Raw genomic sequence first — 23,666 nt, forward strand, 5'->3', positions numbered from 1 at the left:
ATGCCACGTCGTTCCTTTCAGTGCCTTGACTGTCGCGACGGATCGGACGAGGCGGAACCGACAGGAAAGAAGTGACCACACAGCGCAAGTAAACCCAAGATTTTACGCACAGGAGACCCGCCCATGGATTCCATCTCTCTGACACCGCCCCATCCACTGACGCATCAAGCTGAAGAAACACTTCCGGCCCATTCAACAACATCGACCACCGGGACCGCTGCATCCGTCCCGATCGGCCCTGTCACGGCTGAACAGGACCTGGCAAATCGGACTGGTGCAATCAAGGCCCAGCTCACCCGGGTATTCGAGCCGCATATAAACGGTGCCAATCGCCAGGCCTTCGAAGCACTGATCGACGATCGTTCGCGTACCTTGGCCAATGACGGGGAAACCGCGGAAAGCGTCGACGCCGTGCTGACCAAAGGCTCGCGGCTGGATCGCGCGTCCCATGACACTGTTGGATTCGTTCGTTCGGTTCCCTTCGGCGCGGCGTCCATTGCGCTGGACTTCGCCCCGGCGGTGACCGGCAATGGCTCGATTACCGCGCCGTTGGCGCTGTCGGCGATTGCCGGCCTAGTCAGCAGCGCCGCCGACACGGTTGGCAATGGCCTGATCAAGCGCGCCACCAGCGACACCCAGTGGCTGGCGGCCGAAAATGCCGATCTGGAGCCGGTCATGCAGGAAGCCGCCCAGGCGGTGAAGCCGAGCCTGACGACCCAGGCTATCGAAGGCAGCCTGACTTTCCAGACCTTCTCCGCGCGAAACGTGTTGCGCACGGTCATCCAACCCGTCGTGACGAAGACCGTCGATGCGCAAACGGGCAGCAAGGTGGATTCGGTGATAGCTGCCGTCGGTTCTCCGCTTTCAGGCATGGCCGCCTATGACCTGCAACATTCCATCGATAAATCGAAACACCGGATTGGCCCGGAATACCTGTTGGGGCGTCAAGACTGGCATCAGCGTTACAAGGACCTCAAGAATTATGGCGTAGGGAGTGCTGCGTTGGGCATTGCGAAGCGGGTCGGCAGCCTGCCGCTGGACGTGATGCGCGATGGCAGCAAATCGCTGCAAGCCTTGGTTACGCCGACAGGCTTGGTCAGTAGTCTCGGAGCGTTGGCCGGCGGTATTACTGCGATCGGCATGGCCCAGACCGCCGCTGTCAACGCAGCCAGGAGCGCCGGGATTTCGCCTGCGGGTGTTGCGGCGGCTGGCAAGGCGACGGTTACGGCCACGATGGCCCCGGTGCTCGCCGCCTGGGTGACAACGGGAGTGATGACCCAGCCGTTGGCGGACAAGGCCTCCGCCGCGTTGGACAGGCTATCCGCCGGTCCCGCTCATCCGGATGAGCTGCAGGGAATGTTGCCCTTGGTCGAAGTGTCGACGGCCGAACAGATCGGGGAAGATAGCGACAATGAGGGAGACGGCGTCGATGTTGTCTCGGGTCGTTCGACCCTCAATGCTGCTGAGCGAGCTGTTTAGCTTCGGATAGTCGCCGGTCGCTCCTGCCGCGTGGAGGTTGGGAGGGGCCAAGGGGCGACTGCGCATTGACGCTGCTGAGGTGCGACCAATGTGCAAAGGCGGTGGTTCACCTTGGCAGTTAATATGGTACTTCACCGGCCAGCTGTTGCCGCAGATGTGTATGGCTGTCATTGGAAGTCCGTTATGCAAAGCGCCTATACCGTCCTGATCCTGTTGATGTTGGTGGGCGTGTCGCGCCTGATCGGACGGTTGATCCCGCTGCCGTTGCCCCTGGTGCAGATCGGCGCCGGTGCCTTGCTGGCCTGGCCGTCCCTGGGCCTGCACGTGGCCCTCGATCCTGAGCTGTTCCTGTTTCTCTTCTTGCCACCGCTGCTGTTCTCCGACGGCTGGCGCATGCCCAAGCGCGAGTTATGGCGTCTGCGTGGGCCGATCCTGACGCTGGCGGTGGGGCTGGTGTTATTCACGGTGGTGGGCGCCGGTTATTTCATTCATTGGCTGCTGCCGAGTATCCCGTTGCCGGTGGCCTTTGCCCTGGCCGCGGTGCTGTCGCCGACCGACGCGGTGGCGGTGTCGGCGATTGCCCGTGACCGTCTGCCCGCACCTTTGATGCACATGCTCCAGGGCGAGGCGTTGATGAACGACGCGTCGGGCCTGGTGACGTTCAAGTTCGCCCTGGTGGCGGCGATCACCGGGGTGTTTTCCCTGGCGGGCGCGAGCCTGGCCTTCGTCCTGGTGGCGGTCGGCGGCCTGCTGGTGGGCGTGGCCCTGAGTTGGCTGGTGGGCCGCTTGCGGGCCTGGATGATTGCCCGAGGCTGGGACGATCCGGCCACCCACGTGGTGTTCATGTTGCTGCTACCGTTTGCCGCCTATGTGCTGGCTGAACGATTAGGCGCCTCGGGCATTCTCTCGGCGGTGGCGGCGGGGATGATGCAGAGCTGGCTCGACCTGTTGCCGCGCCAGACCGGTACGCGGCTGCTCAATCGCAGCGTCTGGGTCGCTGCTGGAGTTCGCTTTCAACGGCTTGATCTTCCTGCTGCTGGGGCTGCAATTGCCGGACATCATCAAGGCGGCGACCAGTCACGAAACCACCCTGTGGCCGACACTGTTCTACCGTTGCCTGGAGGTGGTGGCGATTTTCCTGGTGTTGCTGGTGCTGCGGTTTGTCTGGGTACAAAGCATCTGGCGGCTGTCCGGGCTGTTACGTCGCTGGCGTGGCGAGAACGAACTGACGTTCGTGCCGACTGCGCGCTCCTGCTGGTTGCTGACCTTCGGCGGCGTGCGCGGGGCGGTGACGCTGGCGGGCGCGTGCTGTCGGTGCCGTTGCTGCTGGGGGCGGGCGAGGCGTTTCCCGAGCGCGATTTGCTGATCTTCATTGCCGCCGGGGTGATTCTGTTGTCGCTGATCGCGGCTTGCATCGCTTTACCATTGCTGCTGCGGGGTATCGAGAGGAGCCCTGACGACAAACGTCGCAACGAAGTGCGCGAGGCCTGGCGCAAAACCGCTGAAGCGGCGATCCATGCGTTGGAAGTGGAGGAACCGGCCGAGCTGCCCAGTACACCCGATGCGGCTCAGGCCGCGCTGGCGACCGAGGTCAAGGCGCGCTTGATGTCTGAATATCGCCATCAGTTGGAGGTGTTCAACGACTCCGCCGAAGCCCAGGCGCTGGCGTTCGAAATGGACCTGCTGGAACGCCGGCTGCGCTTGAAGGCCTATCGGGCGCAGCGGCTGGAGTTGTATCGCCTTAGCCGTCATCACCAGATTGGGGATGATGTGCTGCGAGAGGTGCTGGGGGAGTTGGATCTGGCGGAGGCGAATTTGGGGTTGGGTAAATAGCACTCATGGCGCAAAGCCAATTGTGGCGAGGGGATTTATCCCCGTTGGACTGCGCAGCAGTCCCAACGCAGTCAATTCAAGCTGTCTGACACAGCGCGTTGTTAGCTTTGAGGGCTGCTTCGCAGCCCCGCGGGGATAAATCCCCTCGCCACAGGATAGATCACCACCACTTTGCGGATCTTCGGCATTTCAGACGCAACAAAGCCCGGTGTGCCTTGTTCTCATAGCAAGTAAAGCCACCCGAAGGCGGCTTCAATCGACACGCAGTTGAGCTTGCTCCGCCCCGTCTGCGTGGCTGGGTCAATCCTGAGAGGGACCCAGACTCCTGCCAGCTTTCGCTGGTGACGGGGGCGATCATGGCTACTGGTATTAGCAAATTCAAGCCAGCTTGGTTCTTGAAACAGGGCTGCATGAGATTTGTTGAAGTGTTAAACCCGTAAAATCAATGGCTTGCTTTAGGGGGCGCGTTTTATTTCTTTGTCTTGTCTGAGCAAGCGATTGTGGTCTGTCAGACGCACCGAAGTTTCCGACAGGTTTTTAAGGTTGTCCGTCGGAAGCGAGGGCTCTAGCCTCTGGGTGTCGCTGCCAATTCAGCGACCGGACGTGAGAATCCGAATACCCACTATGCGCATAAGCGCCCGCCATATAAAGTGCAGGCGCGTTTCGTCCATACATCATGTTATGGCGGCTGTGCGCGGGCATGTTTCGACATGGCCGGGTATTTAGTGGGTGTTTGACCCGGATTCTCACCCCGCGTACGGCTGCCACTCTCTAGTCCGTGAGAAGGCTTTGTGGCGGCTCCAACACCCAAGGAGCATCCAAATGATCAAAGAAACTCCAAACCCACCAAAACCAGCCTCCACTTTTCCCTACGGCGACTATGCACCCGAAAAGCTGCAAGAGGCAGCCGACCGTGTGTTGGATCAATATCTCAAGCCTGATGACGACAGCAAGTCAGAACCCAAACCCTCAGTACAGCTATTCACTGTGGCTGACGGTATCGACACGGAAGTATTGCTGGCCAACCTCAGCGAAACCCTGGCGTCTGCCAATGCAATGCTCAACGACCTTGCCTTCGATCAGGATGGCTCGCGACGGCATGTCGCATTGGGAGTGGCCCAGATGATTGAGTTGGGGATGTTGTTGGCGAACAAGTGCCTGGATCGGGTAGAGCTTCGGACTTGATGCAATAAATGCCGGCCTCATCGCGAGCAAGCTTTGCTCCCACAGGATCCGGTATCGATATGGATCGTTCCCACGCAGAGCGTGGGAACGATCCAACGGAATACATCAGGCAGATTGAGTTGACTGCTTGGGGCTGCTAAGCAGCCCAGCGGGAGCAAGCTCCCTCGCCACAACAGCGCTTAGGCGTGAGCCTCTTCCTGCTCAGGCACCAACCGTACTTCCACCCTCTGGCCCAACGCACGAGCTGCGCTGGCAAGCGTTGCCAGCGTCATTCCCGCATCGTCCTGATCCAGCGCACGATCAACTGCAGTGCGACTGGTGTGCATCCGCTGTGCCAAGGCTTTTTTGGTCACTTTCTGAAGCTTCATTGCTTCGGCAATCTGCCAGGCAATAACGCGTTTGAGCGCAGCTGCGGAAACTTCTTCGGCGATACCTTGCTCGGCGAGGAAGTCGTCAAAATCAGATCCGATGTGCTTGTTCATTTGCTGTGCCTCATAGTCTTGCTTTGCGCTGCTTGGCGGTTGCCATGTCGGTGGTTGGCGTTTTTTGACTTTTCTTTATGAAAGCGTGGAGTAGAACCATGTCAGAGCCCACTACGGTGAAGAGAACGCGGGCGATGGTATCTCCAAGGTCAATCCTGACCTCCCATAGTCCAGTGTCCAGTTTGCGAACCACCGGCATACCTATCGGCCACCCAATCTGAACGGTCTTGATGTCAGTTCCGATCATCCGTCTATGCTCGCGAGGCAGGTCAGTCAGCCATTCGCGAACGGGTTCATTCCCGGCGTCTGTGCGGAAGAAACGTACGTTCAGTATGGGGGTGATATCAACCATGAATGGAGTGTACCGAAATAGGTGCATTGTGCAACCCGGGCGTTACTGGGAATTCGTACAGGGGCTCAGTTGGTCGGTATGGGGGCTGCTGTTGGGGCCCGCTGCGCAGCCCAGCGGGAGCATGCTCCCTCGCCACAACAGCGGTCTACTCAAGTCCTGATGCGGGATTAACCCCGACGTTGGATGAACGCGCGGATCCGCTCCGCCGCTTCCACACATTCAGCCAATGGCGCGACCAAGGCCATGCGCACGCGGCCGGCGCCTGGGTTGACGCCATCCACATCGCGGGACAGGTACGAGCCCGGCACGACGGTCACGTGTTCCTGTTCGAACAGGTCACGGCAGAACGCCGCATCGTCGCCCGCTACGTTCGGCCACAGGTAGAAGCTGCCGTCGGGGCGTTGCACGTCCAGTACCGGGCTGAGGATTTCCAGTACCGCGTCGAACTTCTCCCGATACAGCGCGCGGTTGGCCCGTACGTGTACTTCGTCGTTCCACGCGGCGATGCTCGCCAGTTGGGTCTGCACGGGCATCGCGCAGCCGTGGTAGGTGCGGTACAGCAGGAAACCCTTGAGGATGTCCGCGTCGCCGGCCACGAAACCGGAGCGCAGGCCTGGCAGGTTGGAGCGTTTGGACAGGCTGTGGAACACCACGCAACGCTTGAAGTCCTTGCGACCGAGTTCGACGCAGGCGCTGAGCAGCCCCGGCGGCGGGGTTTGTTCGTCGAAGTAGAGTTCGCTGTAGCACTCATCCGCGGCGATGACAAAGTCATATTCGTCAGCCAGGGCGATGAGTTTCTTCAGCACATCCACCGGGATCAGCGCACCGGTCGGGTTGCCCGGAGAGCACAGGAACAAGATCTGGCAGCGTTTCCAGATGTCTGGCGATACCGCATCGAAATCCGGGTTGAAGCCGTTTTCGTCCAGGCACGGCAGGTAGTGCGGCTTGGCCCCGGCCAGGAACGCCGCGCCTTCGTAGATCTGATAGAACGGGTTCGGGCTGACCACCAGGGCGTCGTCGCCCCGGTTGACCACGGTCTGGGTGAAGGCGAACAAGGCTTCACGGGTGCCGTTGACCGGCAACACATGGCGCGCCGGGTCCAGCCACCCGTTCGGCACGCTGAAGCGGCGTTCGCACCAGCCGGCGATGGCTTCACGCAATTCCGGGATACCGAGGGTGGTCGGGTACACGGCCATTTTTTCCAGATTGCTGGCCAGGGCCTCAGCCACGAAGCTGGGTGAGCGATGCTTGGGTTCGCCGATGGACAGCGCGATCGGGCGTTTGTCGGGGTTGGGCGTGACGCTGCCGAGCAAGGCGCGGAGCTTTTCGAACGGGTAGGGCTGCAACTGGTTCAGGGCGTTGTTCATCGGGGGCCTCGTCAATGTGGGCGCGGTCCTTGTGGGAGCGAGCTTGCTCGCGATAGCGGTGGGTCAGCAGAATCGATGCCGGATGTTCCGTCGCTATCGCGAGCAAGCTCGCTCCCACAGGGGGCGTTGATTCAGATATTGATACGCGTCAGGTTGGCATCAGCTTCCTGGTTAACGCTCAGGTGCCGGACGATGGCTTCCTGCAGGCGGCTGCACAGTTGCGGATCGGACAGCGGCTGGTTGTGAGCGTCGGTGATGAAAAATACGTCTTCTACCCGCTCGCCGAGGGTGGCGATCTTGGCGTTTTGCAGCGACAGGTCGAACTCCAGGAAGATATGCCCGACCCGCGCCAGCAGGCCCGGGCGGTCCGGGGCGCTGAGTTCCAGCACGGTGACCTGGCGCTGGGCGTCGTTGTGGATCGTCACCTGGGGCGCGAAGGCGAAGTGCTTGAGCTGGCGCGGCACCCGGCGCTGGATGATGGTCGGGTAGTCCGCCGGGTTGCGCAGGGCTTCGGTCAAACCATCGCGAATCTGCTTGACCCGCGCCGGGTTGTCGCCAATCGAGTCGCCGTCGGTGTCGAGCACGATGTAGGTGTCGAGGGTGAACTGGCTGCTGGAGGTAATGACCCGGGCGTCATGGATGTTGAGGTTGAGCTGGTCCATCGCCGCCACGGTCACGGCGAAGAAGTCGTGCTGGTCCGGGGCGTAGATGAAGATCTGCGTGCCGCCCTCGAACTCGCGCTGGGTGGTTTCCTTGATCAGCACCAGCGGCCCGCCATCGGCCGGTTGCTGCAGGATCGCGTCGCTGTGCCAGGCCACGTCGCCGGCGGTGTGGCGCAGGAAATAGTCATCGCCCAATTGCGACCAGAGCTGCTCGACATCGTCCGGATCGGTGCCGCCGCGCACCAGGATGTCCAGGGCGGCGCTTTGGGTGCGGCGGATCTGCTCTTCGCGGTCCACCGGGTTTTCCAGGCCACGGCGCAAGGCGCGCTTGGTCTCGGTGTAGAGCTGGCGCAACAGGCTGGCGCGCCAGGAGTTCCACAGGCTCGGGTTAGTCGCGTTGATGTCGGCCACGGTTAGCACGTAGAGGTAATCCAGGCGCGTTTCATCGCCGACGATCTGGGCGAAGTCGTGGATCACCTGCGGATCGGACAAGTCCTTGCGCTGTGCGGTGGTGGACATCACCAAGTGGTTCTGCACCAGCCAGACGATCAGCCGGCTGTCCCACACGGGCAGTTGATGGCGCTGGCAGAACGCCTCGGCATCCACTGCGCCGATCTCGGAGTGATCGCCCTGGCGGCCCTTGCCGATGTCGTGGTACAGCCCGGCCATGTAGATCAGCTCAGGCTTGGGCAGCTTGCCCATGAGCTTGCTGGCCAGCGGGAATTTTTCCGACACCTGAGTGTACTGCAGCTTACGCAGGTGCTTGATCAGGTTCAGGGTGTGGGCATCGACCGTATAGATGTGGAACAGGTCGTGCTGCATCTGTCCGACGATGAAGCCGAACTCCGGCAAGTAGCGTCCGAGGATCCCGTAGCGGTTCATCCGGCGCAGGTTGCGGTGCACGCCGATCTTGCACTTGAACAACTCGATGAAGAGGCTGGTGTTGCGGATATCGTGACGGAAATCTTCATCGATCAGGTGACGGTTTTCCCGCAGCAGGCGGATGGTATCGGCGCGTACGCCCTTGATTTCCGGTTGTTGGGCCATGAGCACGAAAATTTCCAACATGGCGAAGGGCGTGCGGCGGAAAACGTTGGCGTTGCGCGCTTCGATGTAGCCGTCGTGCAGTTGGAAGCGCGAGTTGATCGGCAGCGGTGGTTCTTCGTCTTCGGGGGCGAGGATGACTTCCTCGAAGTGCTGGATGATCAGTTCGCTGAGCTGGGCGATGCTCATCACCACGCGGTAGTACTGTTGCATGAAGTTTTCGATGGACTGCTTGGCATCCTGCCCCTCGAAACCCAACAGGCCGGCGATGGAGCGCTGGTGATCGAACAACAGGCGGTCCTCGGAGCGCCCGGCCAGCATGTGCAGGGCGTAGCGGACCTTCCACAGGAATTCCTGGGACGAGGCCAGCAAGGCGTTTTCGCTTTCCACCAGGAAACCTTCACCGGCCAGGGCACGCAGGTTCAGCGTGCCGTACTGGCGGCGGGCGACCCACAGGATCGTCTGGATGTCCCGCAGCCCGCCGGGCGAACCCTTGACGTTGGGCTCCAGGTTGTACTCGGTGTCGTTGTACTTGTGGTGACGGGCCTTCTGCTCGGCGTGCTTGGCCAGGAAAAAGTCCTTGCTCGGCCACATGTGCGCCGTGCTGGTGACATCGAGCATGCGCTGGCGCAGGTGCTCGGGGCCGGCAATGGTGCGGCTTTCCATCAGGTTGGTGATCACCGTCAGGTCGGCGCGGGCCTCGTCGGCGCATTCCTGCACCGAGCGCACGCTCTGACCGACTTCCAGGCCGATGTCCCACAGCAGCGTCAGGAAGCGCTCGATGGAGTCGCGGAAAACCTCGTGATCGGCGCTGTCCAGCAAGATCAGCAGGTCGATGTCGGAGTAGGGGTGCAGCTCACCGCGCCCATAGCCGCCCACCGCCACGAGGGCGATGTCGGCGTCTTCACTCCAATCGAACTGCTCCCAGGCCTTTTGCAGGATGTTATCGACGAACCAGGCGCGGTCCTCGATCAACCGACGGATATCCCGGCCGCTGCGAAAGCGCTGGTCGAGCACTTCGTGGGCCTGGCGGATCGCCTTCTTGAACGCCGAGATGGGGCTTGCCTTCAGGGCCAGTTCAGCCTGGAACTGGCCGCGGTCGAAGAGTTCGGGATCCACCTGCGGCATTGAATGGCTTTCCTTTCTATCTATATCTATCGGATCTATAGGCTGGGTTCGGATCAGGCGGAAACACGCGCGATGGTGTCATCGCTGCGCAGGGTGAAGATTTCGTAGCCGGTCTCAGTGACCAGCAGGGTGTGTTCCCACTGGGCCGACAGCTTGCGGTCCTTGGTGATGGCGGTCCAGCCGTCGCCCAGCACCTTGGTGTCGGCGCGGCCCTGGTTGATCATCGGCTCGATGGTGAAGGTCATGCCCGCTTGCAGTTCCATGCCGGTGCCGGCACGGCCGTAGTGCAGGATCTGCGGTTCTTCGTGGAACACCTTGCCGATGCCGTGGCCACAGAACTCGCGCACCACCGAGAAGCCGTTCTTCTGCGCGTGCTTCTGGATCACTTCGCCGATGTCCCCCAGGCGGCAGCCCGGTTTCACCAGCTCGATGGCCATGTACATGCATTCCTGGGTGACCTTGGACAGGCGCTGGGCCCACTCCGGCACGTTGCCGACGTGGAACATGCGGCTGGTGTCGCCGTGATAGCCGTCCTTGATGACGGTGACGTCGATGTTCAGGGTGTCGCCATCCTTCAACGGTTTTTCGTTGGGGATGCCGTGGCAGACCACGTGGTTGATCGAGGTGCAGATCGACTTCGGGAAGCCTTTGTAGTTGAGTGGGGCCGGGATGGCCTTCTGCTCATTGACGATGTAGTCGTGGCAGATGCGATCCAGCTCTTCGGTGGTCACGCCGGGCTTGACGTAGTCGGCGATCATCTCGAGCACTTCGGCGGCGAGTTTGCCGGCGACACGCATTTTAGCGATGTCCTCGGGGGTCTTGAGGGTAACGGTCATACAGGCTCTCTCTGCGCTCGACGGCGCTGTTCAAAGCGAAATAGGCGGCGGAGGATGCTCCGAACGGCCCTGAAAGAGGCGATTCTAACAGACGATCAGTACAAAGAACCCTCCAGCCTGGAACTCTGTGGCGTGGGGCGCGAGTGGGAGCAAGGCTTGCTCGCGACCCAGGCGACTCGATTTCTGAAGGGCCGCATCGCCTTCGTCGCGGGCAAGCCTTGCTCCCACCATCCACCCACTACAGGGGATTTCAGAATCCGTGTTCCGTTTTCGCCCTTGCTGTGGTATAAAATGCGCCGCTTTCCGGGGATGACCCCGTAAGCTTAAATCCACACACGTGTCGACACGATGACCTGGGTGCCTCGGCTTATATAAGCCGCTGGTTGGTCATTGGGATACGTGGAGGCCAAACCCGACTTATCAAGGAACTATCATGTCCCAAGTCAACATGCGCGATATGCTGAAGGCCGGTGTGCACTTCGGTCACCAGACCCGTTACTGGAACCCGAAAATGGGCAAGTACATTTTCGGCGCGCGTAACAAGATCCACATCATCAACCTTGAAAAAACCCTGCCAATGTTCAACGAGGCACTGACCTTCGTAGAGCGCCTGGCCCAGGGCAAAAACAAGATTCTGTTCGTCGGCACCAAGCGTTCCGCTGGCAAGATCGTTGCTGAAGAAGCAGCACGTTGCGGTTCGCCGTACGTCGATCACCGCTGGTTGGGCGGCATGCTGACCAACTTCAAGACCATTCGCGCTTCCATCAAGCGTCTGCGTGACCTTGAAGTTCAGTCCGAAGACGGTACTTTCGCCAAGCTGACCAAGAAAGAAGCGCTGATGCGCACTCGCGATCTTGAGAAGCTGGACCGCTCCCTGGGCGGTATCAAGGACATGGGCGGTCTGCCTGACGCACTGTTCGTGATCGACGTTGACCACGAGCGCATCGCGATCACCGAAGCCAACAAGCTGGGTATCCCGGTCATCGGCGTTGTCGATACCAACAGCAGCCCGGAAGGCGTTGACTACATCATCCCAGGTAACGATGACGCCATCCGCGCCATCCAGCTGTACATGGGTTCGATGGCTGACGCTGTGATCCGTGGTCGCAACAATGTTAACGGCGGCACCGAAGTCTTCGCTGAAGAAGCTCCGGCAGCAGCCGCTGAGTAATCGACGCCCCTGGCGTTGACTCAGTAAGCAAAAAGGGGGCTTGGCCCCCTTTTTGCCACCTCGAAAACCATTTGCCGCCGGCGCAGTGACCTGTTTGTAACCTGCCGCGGCCTATAAGCAGTGGTTTTCCAGGAAGAATTGATCGCCCGTTCGATCGGGTGGAATGGTTGAAAACCTATCCAAGAGGATTTTGAAATGGCAGAGATTACTGCAGCGTTGGTCAAAGAACTGCGCGAGCGTACCGGCGAAGGCATGATGGACTGCAAGAAAGCCTTGACCAAGGCTGGCGGCGACATCGAGAAAGCCATTGATGACATGCGTGCTTCGGGCGCCATCAAGGCTGCCAAGAAAGCCGGCAACATTGCCGCTGAAGGCGCGATCGGCATCAAGGATGACGGTAAAGCTGCCGTTATCATCGAAGTCAACTCGCAGACCGACTTCCTGGCCCTGCAAGACGACTTCAAGGCATTCGTTGCCGCCAGCGTCGAAAAAGCATTCGCCGACAAACTGACCGACGCAGCTCCGCTGATCGCCGCTCAGGAATCGGCTCGTGAAGCCCTGGTTGCCAAAGTAGGCGAAAACGTCAACATCCGTCGTCTGGTTCGCGTCGAAGGCGATGTTGTCGGTTCTTACCTGCACGGCAACAAGATCGGCGTCGTTGTAGCTCTCAAAGGCGGCAGCGTCGAGCTGGCCAAGGACATCGCGATGCACGTCGCAGCCAGCAACCCTGAGTTCCTGCTGCCGTCGGAAGTTTCCGCTGATGCCATCGAGCGCGAAAAAGCCGTGTTCATGCAGCTCAACGAAGACAAGATCAAAGGCAAGCCTGCCGAAATCGTTGAAAAAATGGTTGCCGGTCGTATCACCAAGTTCCTGGCTGAAGCCAGCCTGGTTGAGCAGGCGTTCGTCAAGAACCCTGAAATCAAGGTCGGCGAACTGGCCAAGAAGGGCGGCGCTGAAATCGTTTCCTTCACTTACTTCAAAGTGGGCGAAGGCATCGAGAAGCCAGTAGACAACTTCGCTGAAGAAGTGGCTGCTCAGCTGGCTGCCAGCAAGCAATAAGACAGTTTTCATAACTGTCGCCCTGAAGAGGCTGCCCGCTTATGCGCGCAGCCTCTTTTCAGATGGGGATGCCGATTTTTATTGGTTTCCTGTCGGAACTGGCTTACAAAGCCCGTGTTCCGATGACGCTGTGTCAGCGTCAAGCTAGAGTGAACGCAGGCTGCAAACAGTCCGCAAAGAATTTTTGAAAATACGCCGCAGGAGAGATTCGCAATGGCTCAGCAGGGCAGTGGTTATCAGGCTCGCTATAAACGCATTCTACTCAAGCTTAGCGGCGAGGCCCTGATGGGCTCGGAAGAGTTCGGGATCGATCCGAAAGTGCTGGATCGCATGGCCCTGGAAGTTGGCCAACTGGTCGGGATCGGCGTTCAGGTCGGCCTGGTCATCGGCGGCGGCAACCTGTTCCGCGGTGCGGCGCTGAGCGCGGCCGGCATGGATCGGGTCACAGGCGACCACATGGGCATGCTGGCCACTGTGATGAACGCCCTGGCTATGCGCGACGCGCTGGAGCGTGCCAATATCTCGGCCATCGTGATGTCGGCCATTTCCATGGTTGGCGTGACCGATCACTACGACCGCCGCAAAGCCATGCGCCACCTCAACGCCAAGGAAGTGGTGATTTTTGCCGCCGGTACCGGTAATCCGTTCTTCACCACGGATTCGGCTGCCTGCCTGCGAGCGATCGAGATCGATGCCGATGTCGTGCTCAAGGCAACCAAGGTCGATGGCGTCTATACCGCTGACCCGTTCAAGGACCCGCATGCCGAGAAGTTCGATCATCTGACCTACGATGAAGTGCTGGATCGCAAGCTGGGTGTCATGGACCTGACGGCTATCTGCCTGTGCCGCGACCACAAGATGCCGCTGCGCGTCTTTAACATGAACAAGCCTGGCGCCCTGCTGAATATCGTCCATGGCGGCGCCGAAGGAACACTGATCGAGGAAGCTCAACAATGATCAACGAAATCAAGAAAGACGCTGAACAGCGCATGCAGAAATCCCTGGAGTCCCTGGCACACAACTTCGGTCGCATCCGCACCGGCCAGGCGCACCCGAGCATCCTCGAGGGCGTGATGGTGCCGTACTACGGTTCCGATACCCCGATCAAGCAAGTGGCCAACATCACCGTCAAGGACGCGCGTACCCTGCAGGTCGTGGCCTTCGAGCGCAACATGTTGGGCGCGGTCGACAAGGCTATCGGCAGTGCCGGCCTGAACCTGAACCCGACCAACCTGGGTGAGCTGCTGCTGATCTCCATGCCGGCCCTGACTGAGGAAACCCGTAAGGGCTTCACCAAGCAGGCGCGTGATGTGGCTGAAGACGCTCGTGTTGCCGTGCGCAACATCCGCCGTGATGCCAACAGCCAGCTCAAGGACCTGGTCAAGGAAAAGGAAATCAGCGAAGACGAAGAGCGTCGCGCCACTGGCGAGATCGACGACCTGACCAAGAAGTATGTGGCTAAGATCGATGCGGATTTGGCGCAGAAAGAAAAAGACCTGATGGCCGTATAAGGGTCTCGTTTTCATGGAAAAGACCAAGCAGGCCGTGCCGTTTGCGGTGCCGCGCCATGTGGCGATCATCATGGATGGCAACAACCGTTGGGCCAAGAAGCGCTTTATGCCTGGCGTCGCCGGGCACAAGGCGGGGGTCGATGCGGTTCGTGCGGTCATTGAGGTGTGCGCCGAGGCGGGGGTCGAGGTGCTGACTCTGTTCGCCTTCTCTAGCGAGAACTGGCAGCGCCCGGCCGATGAAGTCAGCGCCTTGATGGACCTGTTCCTCAAGGCTCTGCGTCGTGAGGCCAAGCGCCTCAATGACAACAAGATCAGCTTGCGCATCATCGGCGATCGCTCGCGCTTCCATCCTGAATTGCAGGCTGCGATGCGCGAAGCCGAGGCCGCGACGGCGGGTGCCAATCGGTTCGTCCTGCAAATCGCCGCCAACTACGGTGGCCAGTGGGACATTGCCCAGGCCGCCCAGCGCCTGGCGCGGGAAGTCCAGGCCGGGCACTTGCGCCCGGAAGACATCACTCCTGAGCTGTTGCAGACCTGCCTGGCGACCGGCGACCTGCCGGTGCCGGACCTGTGCATCCGTACCGGTGGCGAGCATCGCATCAGCAACTTCCTGCTCTGGCAGTTGGCGTATGCCGAGCTGTACTTCTCCGACCTGTTCTGGCCGGACTTCAAACACGAAGCCATGCGCACCGCACTGGCCGATTTCGCTTCCCGTCAGCGTCGCTTCGGTAAAACGAGCGAGCAGATCGAAGCTGGAGCCCGGGTTTAATGCTTAAACAACGAATCATCACTGCTTTGATCCTGTTGCCCATCGCCCTGGGTGGTTTCTTCCTGCTCAAAGGCGCCAGTTTCGCGCTGTTCATCGGACTGGTCGTGACTCTGGGGGCGTGGGAGTGGGCGCGGTTGGCGGGTTTTCCTGCGCAGTCGGCGCGCGTGGCCTACGCAGCGGCCGTGGCGGCCATGCTGTTCATCATGTACGTGGTGCCTGGCCTCGCGCCTTGGGTGCTCGGTGCCGCGGTGCTGTGGTGGGCGACGGCGACCTTCCTGGTCCTGACCTATCCGCAGACTACGCATCACTGGGCCAACACGGCGACCAAGCTGGTCATCGGCCTGTTGATCCTGCTGCCGGCCTGGCAGGGGCTGATCTGGATCAAGCAAGGCCCACTGGGTAACTGGCAGATCATGGCTGTGATGGTGCTGGTCTGGGGGGCCGACGTCGGCGCCTATTTTTCCGGTAAGGCCTTCGGCAAGCGCAAGCTCGCGCCGAAAGTCAGCCCTGGCAAGAGTTGGGAAGGGGTCTATGGCGGTTTGGCCCTGAGCCTGGTGATCACCACCGTGGTCGGTTTCGTGCGCGACTGGACGGTCGCGCAGCTGTTCATGGGGCTTTTGGGCGCCGCCTTGATCGTATTCGTGTCCGTCGTCGGCGACCTGACCGAAAGCATGTTCAAGCGTCAATCCGGGATCAAGGACAGCAGTAACCTGTTGCCCGGTCACGGTGGCGTGCTGGATCGCATCGACAGCCTGACTGCCGCGATCCCGATCTTTGCCGTGCTGTTGTGGATGGCGGCACCGTGAGTCGCCCCCAGCAGATCACTGTCCTTGGCGCGACCGGTTCGATTGGCCTGAGTACGCTTGACGTCATTGGCCGGCATCCGGAGCGCTACCAGGTGTTCGCCCTCAGTGGCTTCACGCGCTTGAGTGAGTTGCTGGCGTTGTGCAAACGCCACACGCCGCGGTTTGCCGTGGTGCCCGAGGCAGGCGTGGCGCGGGCGTTGCAGGATGATCTGCGCGCTGCCGGCCTGCAAACCCGTGTGCTGGTGGGGGAGGAGGGGCTCTGCCAAGTGGCTGCCGACCCTGAAGTCGACGCCGTGATGGCGGCGATTGTCGGTGCAGCGGGCCTGCGTCCGACCCTCGCGGCGGTGGAGGCCGGCAAGAAGATCCTGCTGGCCAATAAAGAGGCGCTGGTGATGTCCGGCGCGTTATTTATGCAGGCGGTACGCAAGAGCGGCTCGGTGTTGCTGCCCATCGACAGCGAGCACAATGCGATTTTTCAATGCATGCCGCAGGATTTTTCCCGTGGTCTCGGCGCGGTAGGCGTTCGACGGATTTTGCTGACAGCCTCCGGTGGCCCGTTCCGGCAGACGCCGTTGGAAGAATTGGTGCATGTTTCACCCGAACAGGCCTGTGCACATCCGAACTGGTCCATGGGGCGCAAGATTTCCGTGGATTCGGCCAGCATGATGAACAAGGGCCTGGAACTGATCGAGGCCTGCTGGCTGTTCGATGCCAAGCCGTCGCAGGTCGAGGTGGTGATTCACCCCCAGAGCGTGATTCACTCCCTGGTGGACTACGTCGACGGTTCGGTGCTGGCTCAGTTGGGCAACCCGGACATGCGCACCCCGATCGCCAATGCCCTGGCCTGGCCGGAGCGTATCGACTCGGGCGTTGCACCACTGGACCTGTTCGCCATCGCTCGTTTGGATTTCCAGGCGCCCGATGAACAGCGCTTCCCCTGCCTGCGCCTGGCGCGCCAGGCGGCCGAGGCGGGCAACAGCGCACCGGCCATGCTTAATGCTGCCAATGAAGTGGCAGTTGCTGCGTTTCTCGATGGACGTGTCCGTTACCTCGAGATCGCGAGTATCATCGAGGAAGTCTTGAATCTCGAGGCCGTGGTTTCGGTCGATGACCTCGATACAGTATTTACGGCGGATGCCAGGGCCCGTGAGTTGGCGGGCCAATGGCTGCAGCGCCACGGGCGTTGAAGCTGCGATACGTTAGCCAGGGTTGCCCTGGACAGGATTGCGGAGAAAACAGATGAGCGCGCTCTATATGATTGTCGGCACCCTGGTTGCCTTGGGGGTGTTGGTCACTTTTCACGAATTCGGTCATTTCTGGGTTGCGCGTCGCTGTGGCGTCAAGGTCCTGCGTTTTTCCGTGGGCTTTGGCATGCCTCTGCTGCGTTGGCACGACAAGAAAGGCACGGAGTTCGTCGTGGCGGCCATCCCATTGGGCGGCTACGTCAAGATGCTCGACGAGCGCGAAGGCGAAGTGCCGGCCGATCAGCTCGATCAATCCTTCAATCGCAAGACCGTCCGTCAGCGTATCGCCATCGTCGCGGCGGGGCCGATTGCCAACTTCCTGCTGGCCATGGTGTTTTTCTGGGGCCTGGCCATGCTGGGTAGCGAGCAGGTGCGTCCGGTCATCGGTGGGGTAGAGGCCGGTAGCGTCGCCGCCCGTGCCGGGCTGGGTGCCGGGCAGGAAATCGTTGCCATCGATGGGGAGCCGACATCGGGCTGGGCGGCGGTCAACCTGCAACTGGTGCGTCGCCTGGGTGAGAGCGGTTCGTTGCAATTGATGGTGCGCGAGCAGGGTTCCACGGTGGATTCGCCTCGCGAACTGATCCTGGACAACTGGCTCAAGGGCGCCGACGAGCCGGATCCGATCCGTTCCCTGGGGATCAAGCCATGGCGTCCGGCCTTGCCGCCGATACTCGCCGAACTCGACCCGAAAGGCCCGGCCCAGGCTGCCGGCCTGAAGACCGGCGATCGGTTGCTGGCACTCGACGGCCAGCCGGTCAGCGACTGGCAGCAGGTGGTCGATTCGGTTCGTGTGCGTCCTGATACCAAAATTGTGCTGCGCGTCGAGCGCGACGGTGCTCCAATCGACGTCCCGGTGACCCTGGCCGCTCGTGGCGAGAGCAAGGCGCCGACCGGTTACCTGGGGGCGGGCGTCAAGGCGATCGACTGGCCACCGGAAATGATCCGCGAGGTCAGTTTCGGCCCTGTGGCGGCGATTGGCGAGGGTGCGCGTCGTACCTGGACCATGAGCATCCTGACGCTGGACTCGCTCAAGAAAATGTTGTTCGGTGAGCTCTCGGTAAAAAACTTGAGTGGACCGATAACCATTGCTAAAGTGGCGGGCGCTTCTGCCCAGTCGGGCGTCGCTGATTTCCTGAATTTCCTTGCTTATCTGAGCATTAGCCTGGGGGTTCTGAATTTGCTGCCCATTCCGGTACTGGATGGGGGGCATCTGCTGTTTTATCTGATCGAGTGGGCGCGTGGTCGTCCCTTGTCGGATCGGGTGCAAGGTTGGGGGATACAGATCGGTATCAGCTTGGTGGTCGGGGTCATGTTGCTTGCCCTCGTCAACGATCTGGGTCGTCTGTAACGCTTCGCTGAATTGCGAATCTGCCGCATTCTGCGGCAGTTTGTTTATTGCCAGTTGGAATAAGAAAGGACTTCATGAAACGTCTGCTGCTAACTGCGGTTCTCACCGTATTGATGATCGCCGAAGTTCACGCCGAGTCCTTCACTATCTCTGATATTCGCGTCAATGGCCTCCAGCGGGTCTCCGCGGGTAGCGTCTTTGGTGCCTTGCCGTTGAACGTCGGCGAGCAGGCGGATGATCGGCGCCTGGTGGAATCCACGCGTGCGCTGTTCAAGACCGGCTTCTTTCAAGATATCCAGCTGGGCCGTGACGGCAATGTCCTGGTCATCACGGTAGTCGAGCGCCCGTCGGTCGCCAGTATCGAGATCGAAGGCAACAAGGCGATCTCCACTGAAGACCTGATGAAGGGCCTCAAGCAATCCGGCCTGGCCGAAGGCGAGATCTTCCAGCGCGCCACTCTCGAAGGTGTGCGTAACGAGCTGCAGCGCCAGTACGTTGCCCAGGGCCGCTACTCGGCCACCGTCGACACCGAAGTGGTGCCGCAGCCGCGCAACCGCGTCGGCCTGAAGGTCAACATCAACGAAGGTACCGTGGCGGCCATCCAGCACATCAACGTGGTGGGCAACACGGTTTTCCCTGACGAAGACCTGATCGACCTGTTCGAACTCAAGACCACCAACTGGCTGTCGTTCTTCAAGAACGACGACAAGTACGCCCGTGAAAAACTTTCCGGTGACTTGGAGCGCCTGCGTTCCTACTACCTGGACCGTGGCTACATCAACATGGACATCGCTTCGACCCAGGTGTCCATCACCCCGGACAAGAAGCACGTCTACATTACTGTGAACGTCAACGAAGGCGAGAAGTACACCGTTCGTGACGTCAAGCTCAGCGGTGACCTGAAGGTCCCTGAGGACCAGGTCAAGTCGCTGCTGCTGGTACAGAAGGGCCAGGTGTTCTCGCGCAAGCTGATGACCACCACGTCCGAGCTGATCACCCGTCGCCTGGGTAACGAGGGTTACACCTTCGCCAACGTCAACGGCGTGCCGCAGCCGCATGATGAAGACCACACCGTCGACATCACTTTCGCCGTGGACCCGGGCAAGCGTGCCTACGTCAACCGCATCAACTTCCGTGGCAACACCAAGTCCGAGGACGAAGTGCTGCGCCGTGAAATGCGTCAGATGGAAGGTGGCTGGGCGTCGACCTACCTGATCGACCAGTCCAAGACCCGCCTGGAGCGCCTGGGCTTCTTCAAGGAAGTCAACGTCGAGACACCGGCCGTGCCGGGCGTCGATGACCAGGTCGATGTGAACTACAGCGTCGAAGAGCAGGCTTCCGGCTCGATCACCGCCAGCGTCGGTTTCGCCCAGAGCGCCGGCCTGATCCTCGGTGGTTCGATCACCCAGAACAACTTCCTGGGTACCGGTAACAAGGTCAGCATCGGCTTGACCCGCAGCGAATACCAGACACGCTACAACTTCGGCTTCGTGGACCCCTACTGGACCGCGGACGGTGTGAGCCTGGGCTACAACGCCTTCTACCGCACCACCGACTATGACGAGCTCGATTCCGATGTCTCCAGCTATGCAGTAGACAGCTTGGGTGCTGGCGTCAACGTGGGTTATCCAATCAGCGAGACTTCGCGACTCACATTCGGTCTCACCGCCCAGCAGGACGAAATCAGCACTGGCCGCTATACCGTTGATGAGATCTTCGATTTCGTCGAGAAGGAAGGCGATAAGTACCTGAACTTCAAGGCCTCTGCCGGTTGGTCCGAGTCGACCTTGAACAAGGGTGTGTTGGCAACTCGTGGCCATTCCCAGAGCCTGGTATTGGAAACGACTACCCCTGGCAGTGACCTCTCGTTCTTCAAGCTCGACTACCGCGGCCAGCTGTTCCAGCCGCTGACTGACAACTACACCATGCGCCTGCATACCGAACTGGGCTTTGGTGATGGCTACGGCTCGACCGATGGCCTGCCGTTCTACGAGAACTACTACGCCGGTGGTTTCAACTCGGTGCGTGGTTTCAAGGACAGTACCTTGGGCCCGCGCAGTACGCCAAGCCGTGGTGAATCTGTCACGGGTAACAAAGGCACATTGGCGGACCCGGACCAGGATCCACTGCCATTCGGTGGTAATGTCCTGATACAAGGTGGTGTCGAGGTGTTGTTTCCAATGCCGTTCGTCAAGGATCAACGCTCCCTGCGTACTTCGGTATTCTGGGACGTGGGTAACGTATTCGACTCCAGTTGCGATAACGCCAAGAATACCAACGGCTCTTCGTCCAAAGCCGAATGTAACGACATCAGTCTGAGCAACCTGGCCAGTTCCGTGGGTGTGGGCGTGACCTGGGTCACCGCGCTGGGTCCTTTGAGCTTCGCGTTGGCGATGCCGATCAAGAAACCGGATGACGCTGAAACCCAAGTGTTCCAATTCTCCCTCGGCCAGACGTTCTAAGCGTCTGACCCAAGATAACGACAATGGATTTTGTAGGAGTACATCGTGCGTAAGTTGACTCAATTGGTTCTCCTGGCGACCGTACTGGTCGCAGGTCCGGCTTTTGCCGACATGAAGATTGCCGTGCTGAATTATCAGATGGCCCTGCTGGAATCCGACGCGGCGAAGAAATACGCCGTGGATGCGGAGAAGAAATTCGGCCCGCAACTGACCAAGCTCAAGGGCCTGGAAAGCAGCGCCAAGGGCATCCAGGATCGACTGGTCGCCGGTGGCGACAAGATGGCCCAGGGCGAGCGCGAGCGTCTGGAGCTTGAATTCAAGCAAAAGGCCCGTGACTTCCAGTTCCAGTCCAAGGAGTTGAACGAAGCAAAAGCCGTTGCCGACCGTGAAATGCTCAAGCAACTCAAGCCGAAGCTCGACAGCGCCGTGGAAGAAGTCATCAAGAAAGGTGGTTTTGACCTGGTGTTCGAGCGTGGCGCAGTGATCGATGTCAAGCCTCAGTACGACATCACGCGCCAAGTGATCGAGCGCATGAATCAGCTGAAGTAATCCATGACAGCGACTATCAAGCTCGGCCAGTTGGCCGAGTTCCTTGGCGCCACCCTGCGTGGCGACCCGGAGAAGGCAATTACTGGGCTAGCCACTTTGCAAGAGGCTGGCCCAGCTCAGTTGAGCTTTCTGGCAAACCCTCAATACCGCAAGTACCTGGCCGACAGCCGGGCCGCCGCGCTGTTGCTCAAGGCCGCTGATGCCGATGGGTTTGCCGGCGATGCCCTGATCGTGCCCGATCCGTACCTGGCGTATGCCCGCATTTCCCATCTGTTCGATCCCAAGCCGAAATCGGTCGCTGGTATTCATCCCAGCGCAGTGATCGCGGCGGATGCCGTGGTTGACCCTACCGCCAGCATTGGCCCGTTCGTGGTCATCGAAGGCGCGGCCCGAATCGGTGCCGGCGTCACGTTGGGCGCCCATTGCGTCATTGGCGCGCGCAGCGAGATCGGTGAAGGCGGCTGGTTGGCGCCTCGCGTCACCCTGTATCACGATGTACGCATCGGCAAGCGGGTGGTGATCCAGTCCGGCGCGGTGCTGGGCGGCGAAGGGTTCGGTTTTGCCAACGAAAAAGGCATCTGGCAGAAAATCGCCCAGATTGGCGGTGTCACCATTGGCGATGACGTGGAGATTGGCGTCAACACCGCGATCGACCGTGGTGCCCTGGCCGATACGGTCATCGGCAATGGCGTCAAGCTCGACAACCAGATCCAGATCGCCCACAACGTCCAGGTCGGTGACCACACTGCGATGGCCGCCTGCGTGGGCATCTCCGGCAGCACCAAGATCGGCAAGCACTGCATGCTCGCCGGTGGTGTGGGGCTGGTGGGGCATATCGATATCTGTGACAACGTATTCCTGACCGGGATGACCATGGTGACCCACTCGATTACCGAGCCGGGTGCCTATTCTTCCGGCACAGCCATGCAGCCGGCAGCCGAATGGCGCAAGAGCGCGGCGCGTATCCGCCAGCTCGACGACATCGCGCGGCGCCTCAAGCAAGTGGAAAAGCGTGTAGGGGACGTGACCCCTGGCGGTAATGCTTCATCAGATGGCTGATACCATTTCCATATCAAGTGTGCACAGCCGTTAGGGCATCTTGATTTGCTAGCGGAGTGCGCGTCACTCGTGCGCTCCCAATCTTTACATAGGCTTCCCCCCGAAATGATGGACATCAACGAGATTCGCGAATACCTGCCTCACCGTTACCCGTTCCTGCTGGTGGATCGGGTGGTGGACCTGGACGTTGAAGGCAAGCGCATTCGTGCCTATAAGAATGTCAGCATCAATGAGCCGTTCTTCAATGGTCACTTCCCCGCGCATCCAATCATGCCGGGCGTATTGATCATTGAGGCGATGGCCCAGGCTGCCGGGATCCTTGGTTTCAAAATGCTCGACGTAAAGCCTGCCGACGGCACGCTCTATTACTTCGTCGGTTCCGACAAACTGCGCTTCCGCCAGCCGGTCACCCCGGGCGACCAGTTGATCCTCGAAGCCAAGTTCATCAGTTGCAAGCGCCAGATCTGGAAGTTCGAATGCCAGGCTTCGGTCGACGGCAAGCCAGTCTGCTCCGCTGAAATCATCTGTGCGGAACGCAAACTATGAGTTTGATTGACCCTCGCGCAATCATCGATCCGGCGGCCGTCCTGGCCGCCGATGTCGAGGTCGGCCCGTGGTCGATTGTCGGCGCAGGTGTGGAAATCGGCGAGGGTACGGTGATCGGTCCCCACGTAATTCTCAAGGGGCCGACCCGGATTGGGCGGCACAATCGCATCTACCAGTTTTCTTCGGTAGGCGAGGACACGCCCGATCTCAAGTACAAAGGTGAAGAAACCCGTCTGGTCATTGGCGATCACAACGTGATCCGCGAAGGCGTGACGATTCACCGTGGCACCGTCCAGGATCGTTCCGAAACGACCCTGGGCGACCACAACCTGATCATGGCTTACGCACACATCGGCCATGACAGTGTGATTGGCAACCATTGCATCCTGGTCAACAACACCGCGTTGGCCGGCCATGTGCACGTGGACGATTGGGCGATCCTGTCCGGGTTCACCCTGGTGCACCAGTATTGCCATATCGGCGCCCATAGCTTCTCCGGCATGGGCACCGCCATCGGCAAGGACGTCCCGGCCTATGTCACGGTGTTCGGCAACCCGGCCGAAGCCCGCAGCATGAACTTCGAAGGCATGCGCCGTCGTGGTTTCAGCGAAGAGGCGATTACGGCCCTGCGTCGCGCCTACAAGGTGGTATACCGCCAGGGCCTGACGGTCGAGCAGGCGCTCGCCGAATTGGCCGAAGCGTCGGCGCAACACCCGGAAGTCGCGATCTTCCGCGATTCCATCCAGTCTTCGACCCGCGGCATCACTCGCTGAC

General features: G+C 60.3%; 20 protein-coding genes and 1 pseudogene. 16 read left to right on the forward strand and 5 right to left on the reverse strand.

What is annotated here, in order from left to right; genetic code table 11:
- The first annotated feature begins 123 nt into the window (after positions 1-123).
- The 3 genes and pseudogenes from PSH84_RS10190 (at position 124) to PSH84_RS10200 (ending at position 4,497) form a co-directional block, all read left to right on the forward strand.
- Entirely contained in the window at positions 124-1,479 is a 1,356-nt protein-coding gene (locus PSH84_RS10190; protein WP_305482808.1) for a type III effector protein RopAA, read from the forward strand.
- Between the two features lie 183 nt (positions 1,480-1,662).
- Positions 1,663-3,312: pseudogene (locus PSH84_RS10195) on the forward strand (Na+/H+ antiporter).
- Between the two features lie 822 nt (positions 3,313-4,134).
- Positions 4,135-4,497, forward strand: a complete 363-nt coding sequence (locus tag PSH84_RS10200; RefSeq protein ID WP_092442270.1) for a DUF6124 family protein — start codon at positions 4,135-4,137, stop codon at positions 4,495-4,497.
- A 179-nt stretch (positions 4,498-4,676) separates the two neighbouring features.
- Here the strand turns inward: PSH84_RS10200 and PSH84_RS10205 are convergent, their stop codons facing one another.
- The 5 genes from PSH84_RS10205 to map form a co-directional block, all read right to left on the reverse strand.
- Positions 4,677-4,979, reverse strand: coding sequence for a Fis family transcriptional regulator (locus tag PSH84_RS10205; RefSeq protein WP_305469920.1), 303 nt, complete (start codon positions 4,977-4,979; stop codon positions 4,677-4,679).
- Between the two features lie 10 nt (positions 4,980-4,989).
- Positions 4,990-5,331, reverse strand: coding sequence for a type II toxin-antitoxin system RelE/ParE family toxin (locus tag PSH84_RS10210; RefSeq protein WP_305469922.1), 342 nt, complete (start codon positions 5,329-5,331; stop codon positions 4,990-4,992).
- 167 nt (positions 5,332-5,498) lie between these two features.
- Positions 5,499-6,698, reverse strand: a complete 1,200-nt coding sequence (gene dapC / locus PSH84_RS10215; protein ID WP_305469924.1) for a succinyldiaminopimelate transaminase — start codon at positions 6,696-6,698, stop codon at positions 5,499-5,501.
- Between the two features lie 131 nt (positions 6,699-6,829).
- The gene (locus PSH84_RS10220) at positions 6,830-9,532 is read right to left on the reverse strand and encodes a [protein-PII] uridylyltransferase (protein ID WP_305469926.1); all 2,703 of its coding nucleotides are present in this window, start codon (positions 9,530-9,532) and stop codon (positions 6,830-6,832) included.
- Between the two features lie 53 nt (positions 9,533-9,585).
- Entirely contained in the window at positions 9,586-10,368 is a 783-nt protein-coding gene (gene map, locus PSH84_RS10225) for a type I methionyl aminopeptidase (RefSeq protein ID WP_053118843.1), read from the reverse strand.
- Between the two features lie 433 nt (positions 10,369-10,801).
- Here map and rpsB point away from each other — a divergent pair, with 433 nt between their 5' ends.
- The 13 genes from rpsB (at position 10,802) to lpxA (ending at position 23,665) form a co-directional block, all read left to right on the forward strand.
- Positions 10,802-11,539 carry a 30S ribosomal protein S2 gene (gene rpsB, locus PSH84_RS10230; RefSeq protein WP_003198231.1) on the forward strand — a complete coding sequence of 246 codons (738 nt, stop codon included), beginning with the start codon at positions 10,802-10,804 and terminating at the stop codon, positions 11,537-11,539.
- Positions 11,540-11,734: 195 nt separating this feature from the next.
- Complete coding sequence (gene tsf, locus PSH84_RS10235) at positions 11,735-12,598, forward strand: translation elongation factor Ts (protein ID WP_018603730.1); 864 nt, start codon at positions 11,735-11,737, stop codon at positions 12,596-12,598.
- Between the two features lie 213 nt (positions 12,599-12,811).
- On the forward strand, positions 12,812-13,555 hold the full coding sequence (pyrH, locus tag PSH84_RS10240; protein WP_003184915.1) for a UMP kinase: 744 nt from the start codon (positions 12,812-12,814) through the stop codon (positions 13,553-13,555).
- Positions 13,552-14,109, forward strand: coding sequence for a ribosome recycling factor (frr, locus tag PSH84_RS10245; RefSeq protein WP_003198238.1), 558 nt, complete (start codon positions 13,552-13,554; stop codon positions 14,107-14,109). Before pyrH ends, frr begins: the two co-directional genes overlap by 4 nt.
- A 13-nt stretch (positions 14,110-14,122) precedes the next feature.
- Positions 14,123-14,878 carry a polyprenyl diphosphate synthase gene (gene uppS / locus PSH84_RS10250; protein WP_122565472.1) on the forward strand — a complete coding sequence of 252 codons (756 nt, stop codon included), beginning with the start codon at positions 14,123-14,125 and terminating at the stop codon, positions 14,876-14,878.
- Positions 14,878-15,684 carry a phosphatidate cytidylyltransferase gene (locus tag PSH84_RS10255; protein WP_305482810.1) on the forward strand — a complete coding sequence of 269 codons (807 nt, stop codon included), beginning with the start codon at positions 14,878-14,880 and terminating at the stop codon, positions 15,682-15,684. The genes uppS and PSH84_RS10255 overlap by 1 nt, the downstream gene beginning before the upstream one ends.
- Positions 15,681-16,871, forward strand: coding sequence for a 1-deoxy-D-xylulose-5-phosphate reductoisomerase (gene ispC / locus PSH84_RS10260; protein ID WP_122565470.1), 1,191 nt, complete (start codon positions 15,681-15,683; stop codon positions 16,869-16,871). The genes PSH84_RS10255 and ispC overlap by 4 nt, the downstream gene beginning before the upstream one ends.
- Before the next feature lie 52 nt (positions 16,872-16,923).
- On the forward strand, positions 16,924-18,276 hold the full coding sequence (gene rseP / locus PSH84_RS10265; protein WP_122565469.1) for an RIP metalloprotease RseP: 1,353 nt from the start codon (positions 16,924-16,926) through the stop codon (positions 18,274-18,276).
- Positions 18,277-18,350: 74 nt separating this feature from the next.
- Positions 18,351-20,738 (forward strand): outer membrane protein assembly factor BamA, encoded by a 2,388-nt coding sequence (gene bamA, locus PSH84_RS10270; RefSeq protein ID WP_122565468.1) that lies wholly within the window; start codon positions 18,351-18,353, stop codon positions 20,736-20,738.
- Positions 20,739-20,783: 45 nt separating this feature from the next.
- Entirely contained in the window at positions 20,784-21,287 is a 504-nt protein-coding gene (locus PSH84_RS10275; RefSeq protein ID WP_003184901.1) for an OmpH/Skp family outer membrane protein, read from the forward strand.
- A gap of 3 nt (positions 21,288-21,290) precedes the next feature.
- A complete protein-coding gene (gene lpxD, locus PSH84_RS10280; protein ID WP_305469933.1) occupies positions 21,291-22,346 on the forward strand; it encodes a UDP-3-O-(3-hydroxymyristoyl)glucosamine N-acyltransferase in 1,056 nt (351 codons plus the stop codon).
- 105 nt (positions 22,347-22,451) lie between these two features.
- Positions 22,452-22,892 carry a 3-hydroxyacyl-ACP dehydratase FabZ gene (fabZ, locus tag PSH84_RS10285; RefSeq protein ID WP_003184897.1) on the forward strand — a complete coding sequence of 147 codons (441 nt, stop codon included), beginning with the start codon at positions 22,452-22,454 and terminating at the stop codon, positions 22,890-22,892.
- A complete protein-coding gene (lpxA, locus tag PSH84_RS10290; RefSeq protein ID WP_122565466.1) occupies positions 22,889-23,665 on the forward strand; it encodes an acyl-ACP--UDP-N-acetylglucosamine O-acyltransferase in 777 nt (258 codons plus the stop codon). Before fabZ ends, lpxA begins: the two co-directional genes overlap by 4 nt.
- Position 23,666 lies beyond the last annotated feature (1 nt).

This window comes from Pseudomonas beijingensis (genome assembly GCF_030687295.1).
GTDB lineage: Bacteria > Pseudomonadota > Gammaproteobacteria > Pseudomonadales > Pseudomonadaceae > Aquipseudomonas > Aquipseudomonas beijingensis.

Bases quoted from the DNA above. Each gene is read 5' to 3' on its own strand.
- PSH84_RS10190 (WP_305482808.1), top strand. From the start codon at position 124: ATGGATTCCATCTCTCTGACACCGCCCCATCCACTGACGCATCAAGCT.
- PSH84_RS10200 (WP_092442270.1), top strand. From the start codon at position 4,135: ATGATCAAAGAAACTCCAAACCCACCAAAACCAGCCTCCACTTTTCCC.
- PSH84_RS10205 (WP_305469920.1), bottom strand. From the start codon at position 4,979: ATGAACAAGCACATCGGATCTGATTTTGACGACTTCCTCGCCGAGCAA.
- PSH84_RS10210 (WP_305469922.1), bottom strand. From the start codon at position 5,331: ATGGTTGATATCACCCCCATACTGAACGTACGTTTCTTCCGCACAGAC.
- dapC (WP_305469924.1), bottom strand. From the start codon at position 6,698: ATGAACAACGCCCTGAACCAGTTGCAGCCCTACCCGTTCGAAAAGCTC.
- PSH84_RS10220 (WP_305469926.1), bottom strand. From the start codon at position 9,532: ATGCCGCAGGTGGATCCCGAACTCTTCGACCGCGGCCAGTTCCAGGCT.
- map (WP_053118843.1), bottom strand. From the start codon at position 10,368: ATGACCGTTACCCTCAAGACCCCCGAGGACATCGCTAAAATGCGTGTC.
- rpsB (WP_003198231.1), top strand. From the start codon at position 10,802: ATGTCCCAAGTCAACATGCGCGATATGCTGAAGGCCGGTGTGCACTTC.
- tsf (WP_018603730.1), top strand. From the start codon at position 11,735: ATGGCAGAGATTACTGCAGCGTTGGTCAAAGAACTGCGCGAGCGTACC.
- pyrH (WP_003184915.1), top strand. From the start codon at position 12,812: ATGGCTCAGCAGGGCAGTGGTTATCAGGCTCGCTATAAACGCATTCTA.
- frr (WP_003198238.1), top strand. From the start codon at position 13,552: ATGATCAACGAAATCAAGAAAGACGCTGAACAGCGCATGCAGAAATCC.
- uppS (WP_122565472.1), top strand. From the start codon at position 14,123: ATGGAAAAGACCAAGCAGGCCGTGCCGTTTGCGGTGCCGCGCCATGTG.
- PSH84_RS10255 (WP_305482810.1), top strand. From the start codon at position 14,878: ATGCTTAAACAACGAATCATCACTGCTTTGATCCTGTTGCCCATCGCC.
- rseP (WP_122565469.1), top strand. From the start codon at position 16,924: ATGAGCGCGCTCTATATGATTGTCGGCACCCTGGTTGCCTTGGGGGTG.
- bamA (WP_122565468.1), top strand. From the start codon at position 18,351: ATGAAACGTCTGCTGCTAACTGCGGTTCTCACCGTATTGATGATCGCC.
- lpxD (WP_305469933.1), top strand. From the start codon at position 21,291: ATGACAGCGACTATCAAGCTCGGCCAGTTGGCCGAGTTCCTTGGCGCC.
- fabZ (WP_003184897.1), top strand. From the start codon at position 22,452: ATGATGGACATCAACGAGATTCGCGAATACCTGCCTCACCGTTACCCG.
- lpxA (WP_122565466.1), top strand. From the start codon at position 22,889: ATGAGTTTGATTGACCCTCGCGCAATCATCGATCCGGCGGCCGTCCTG.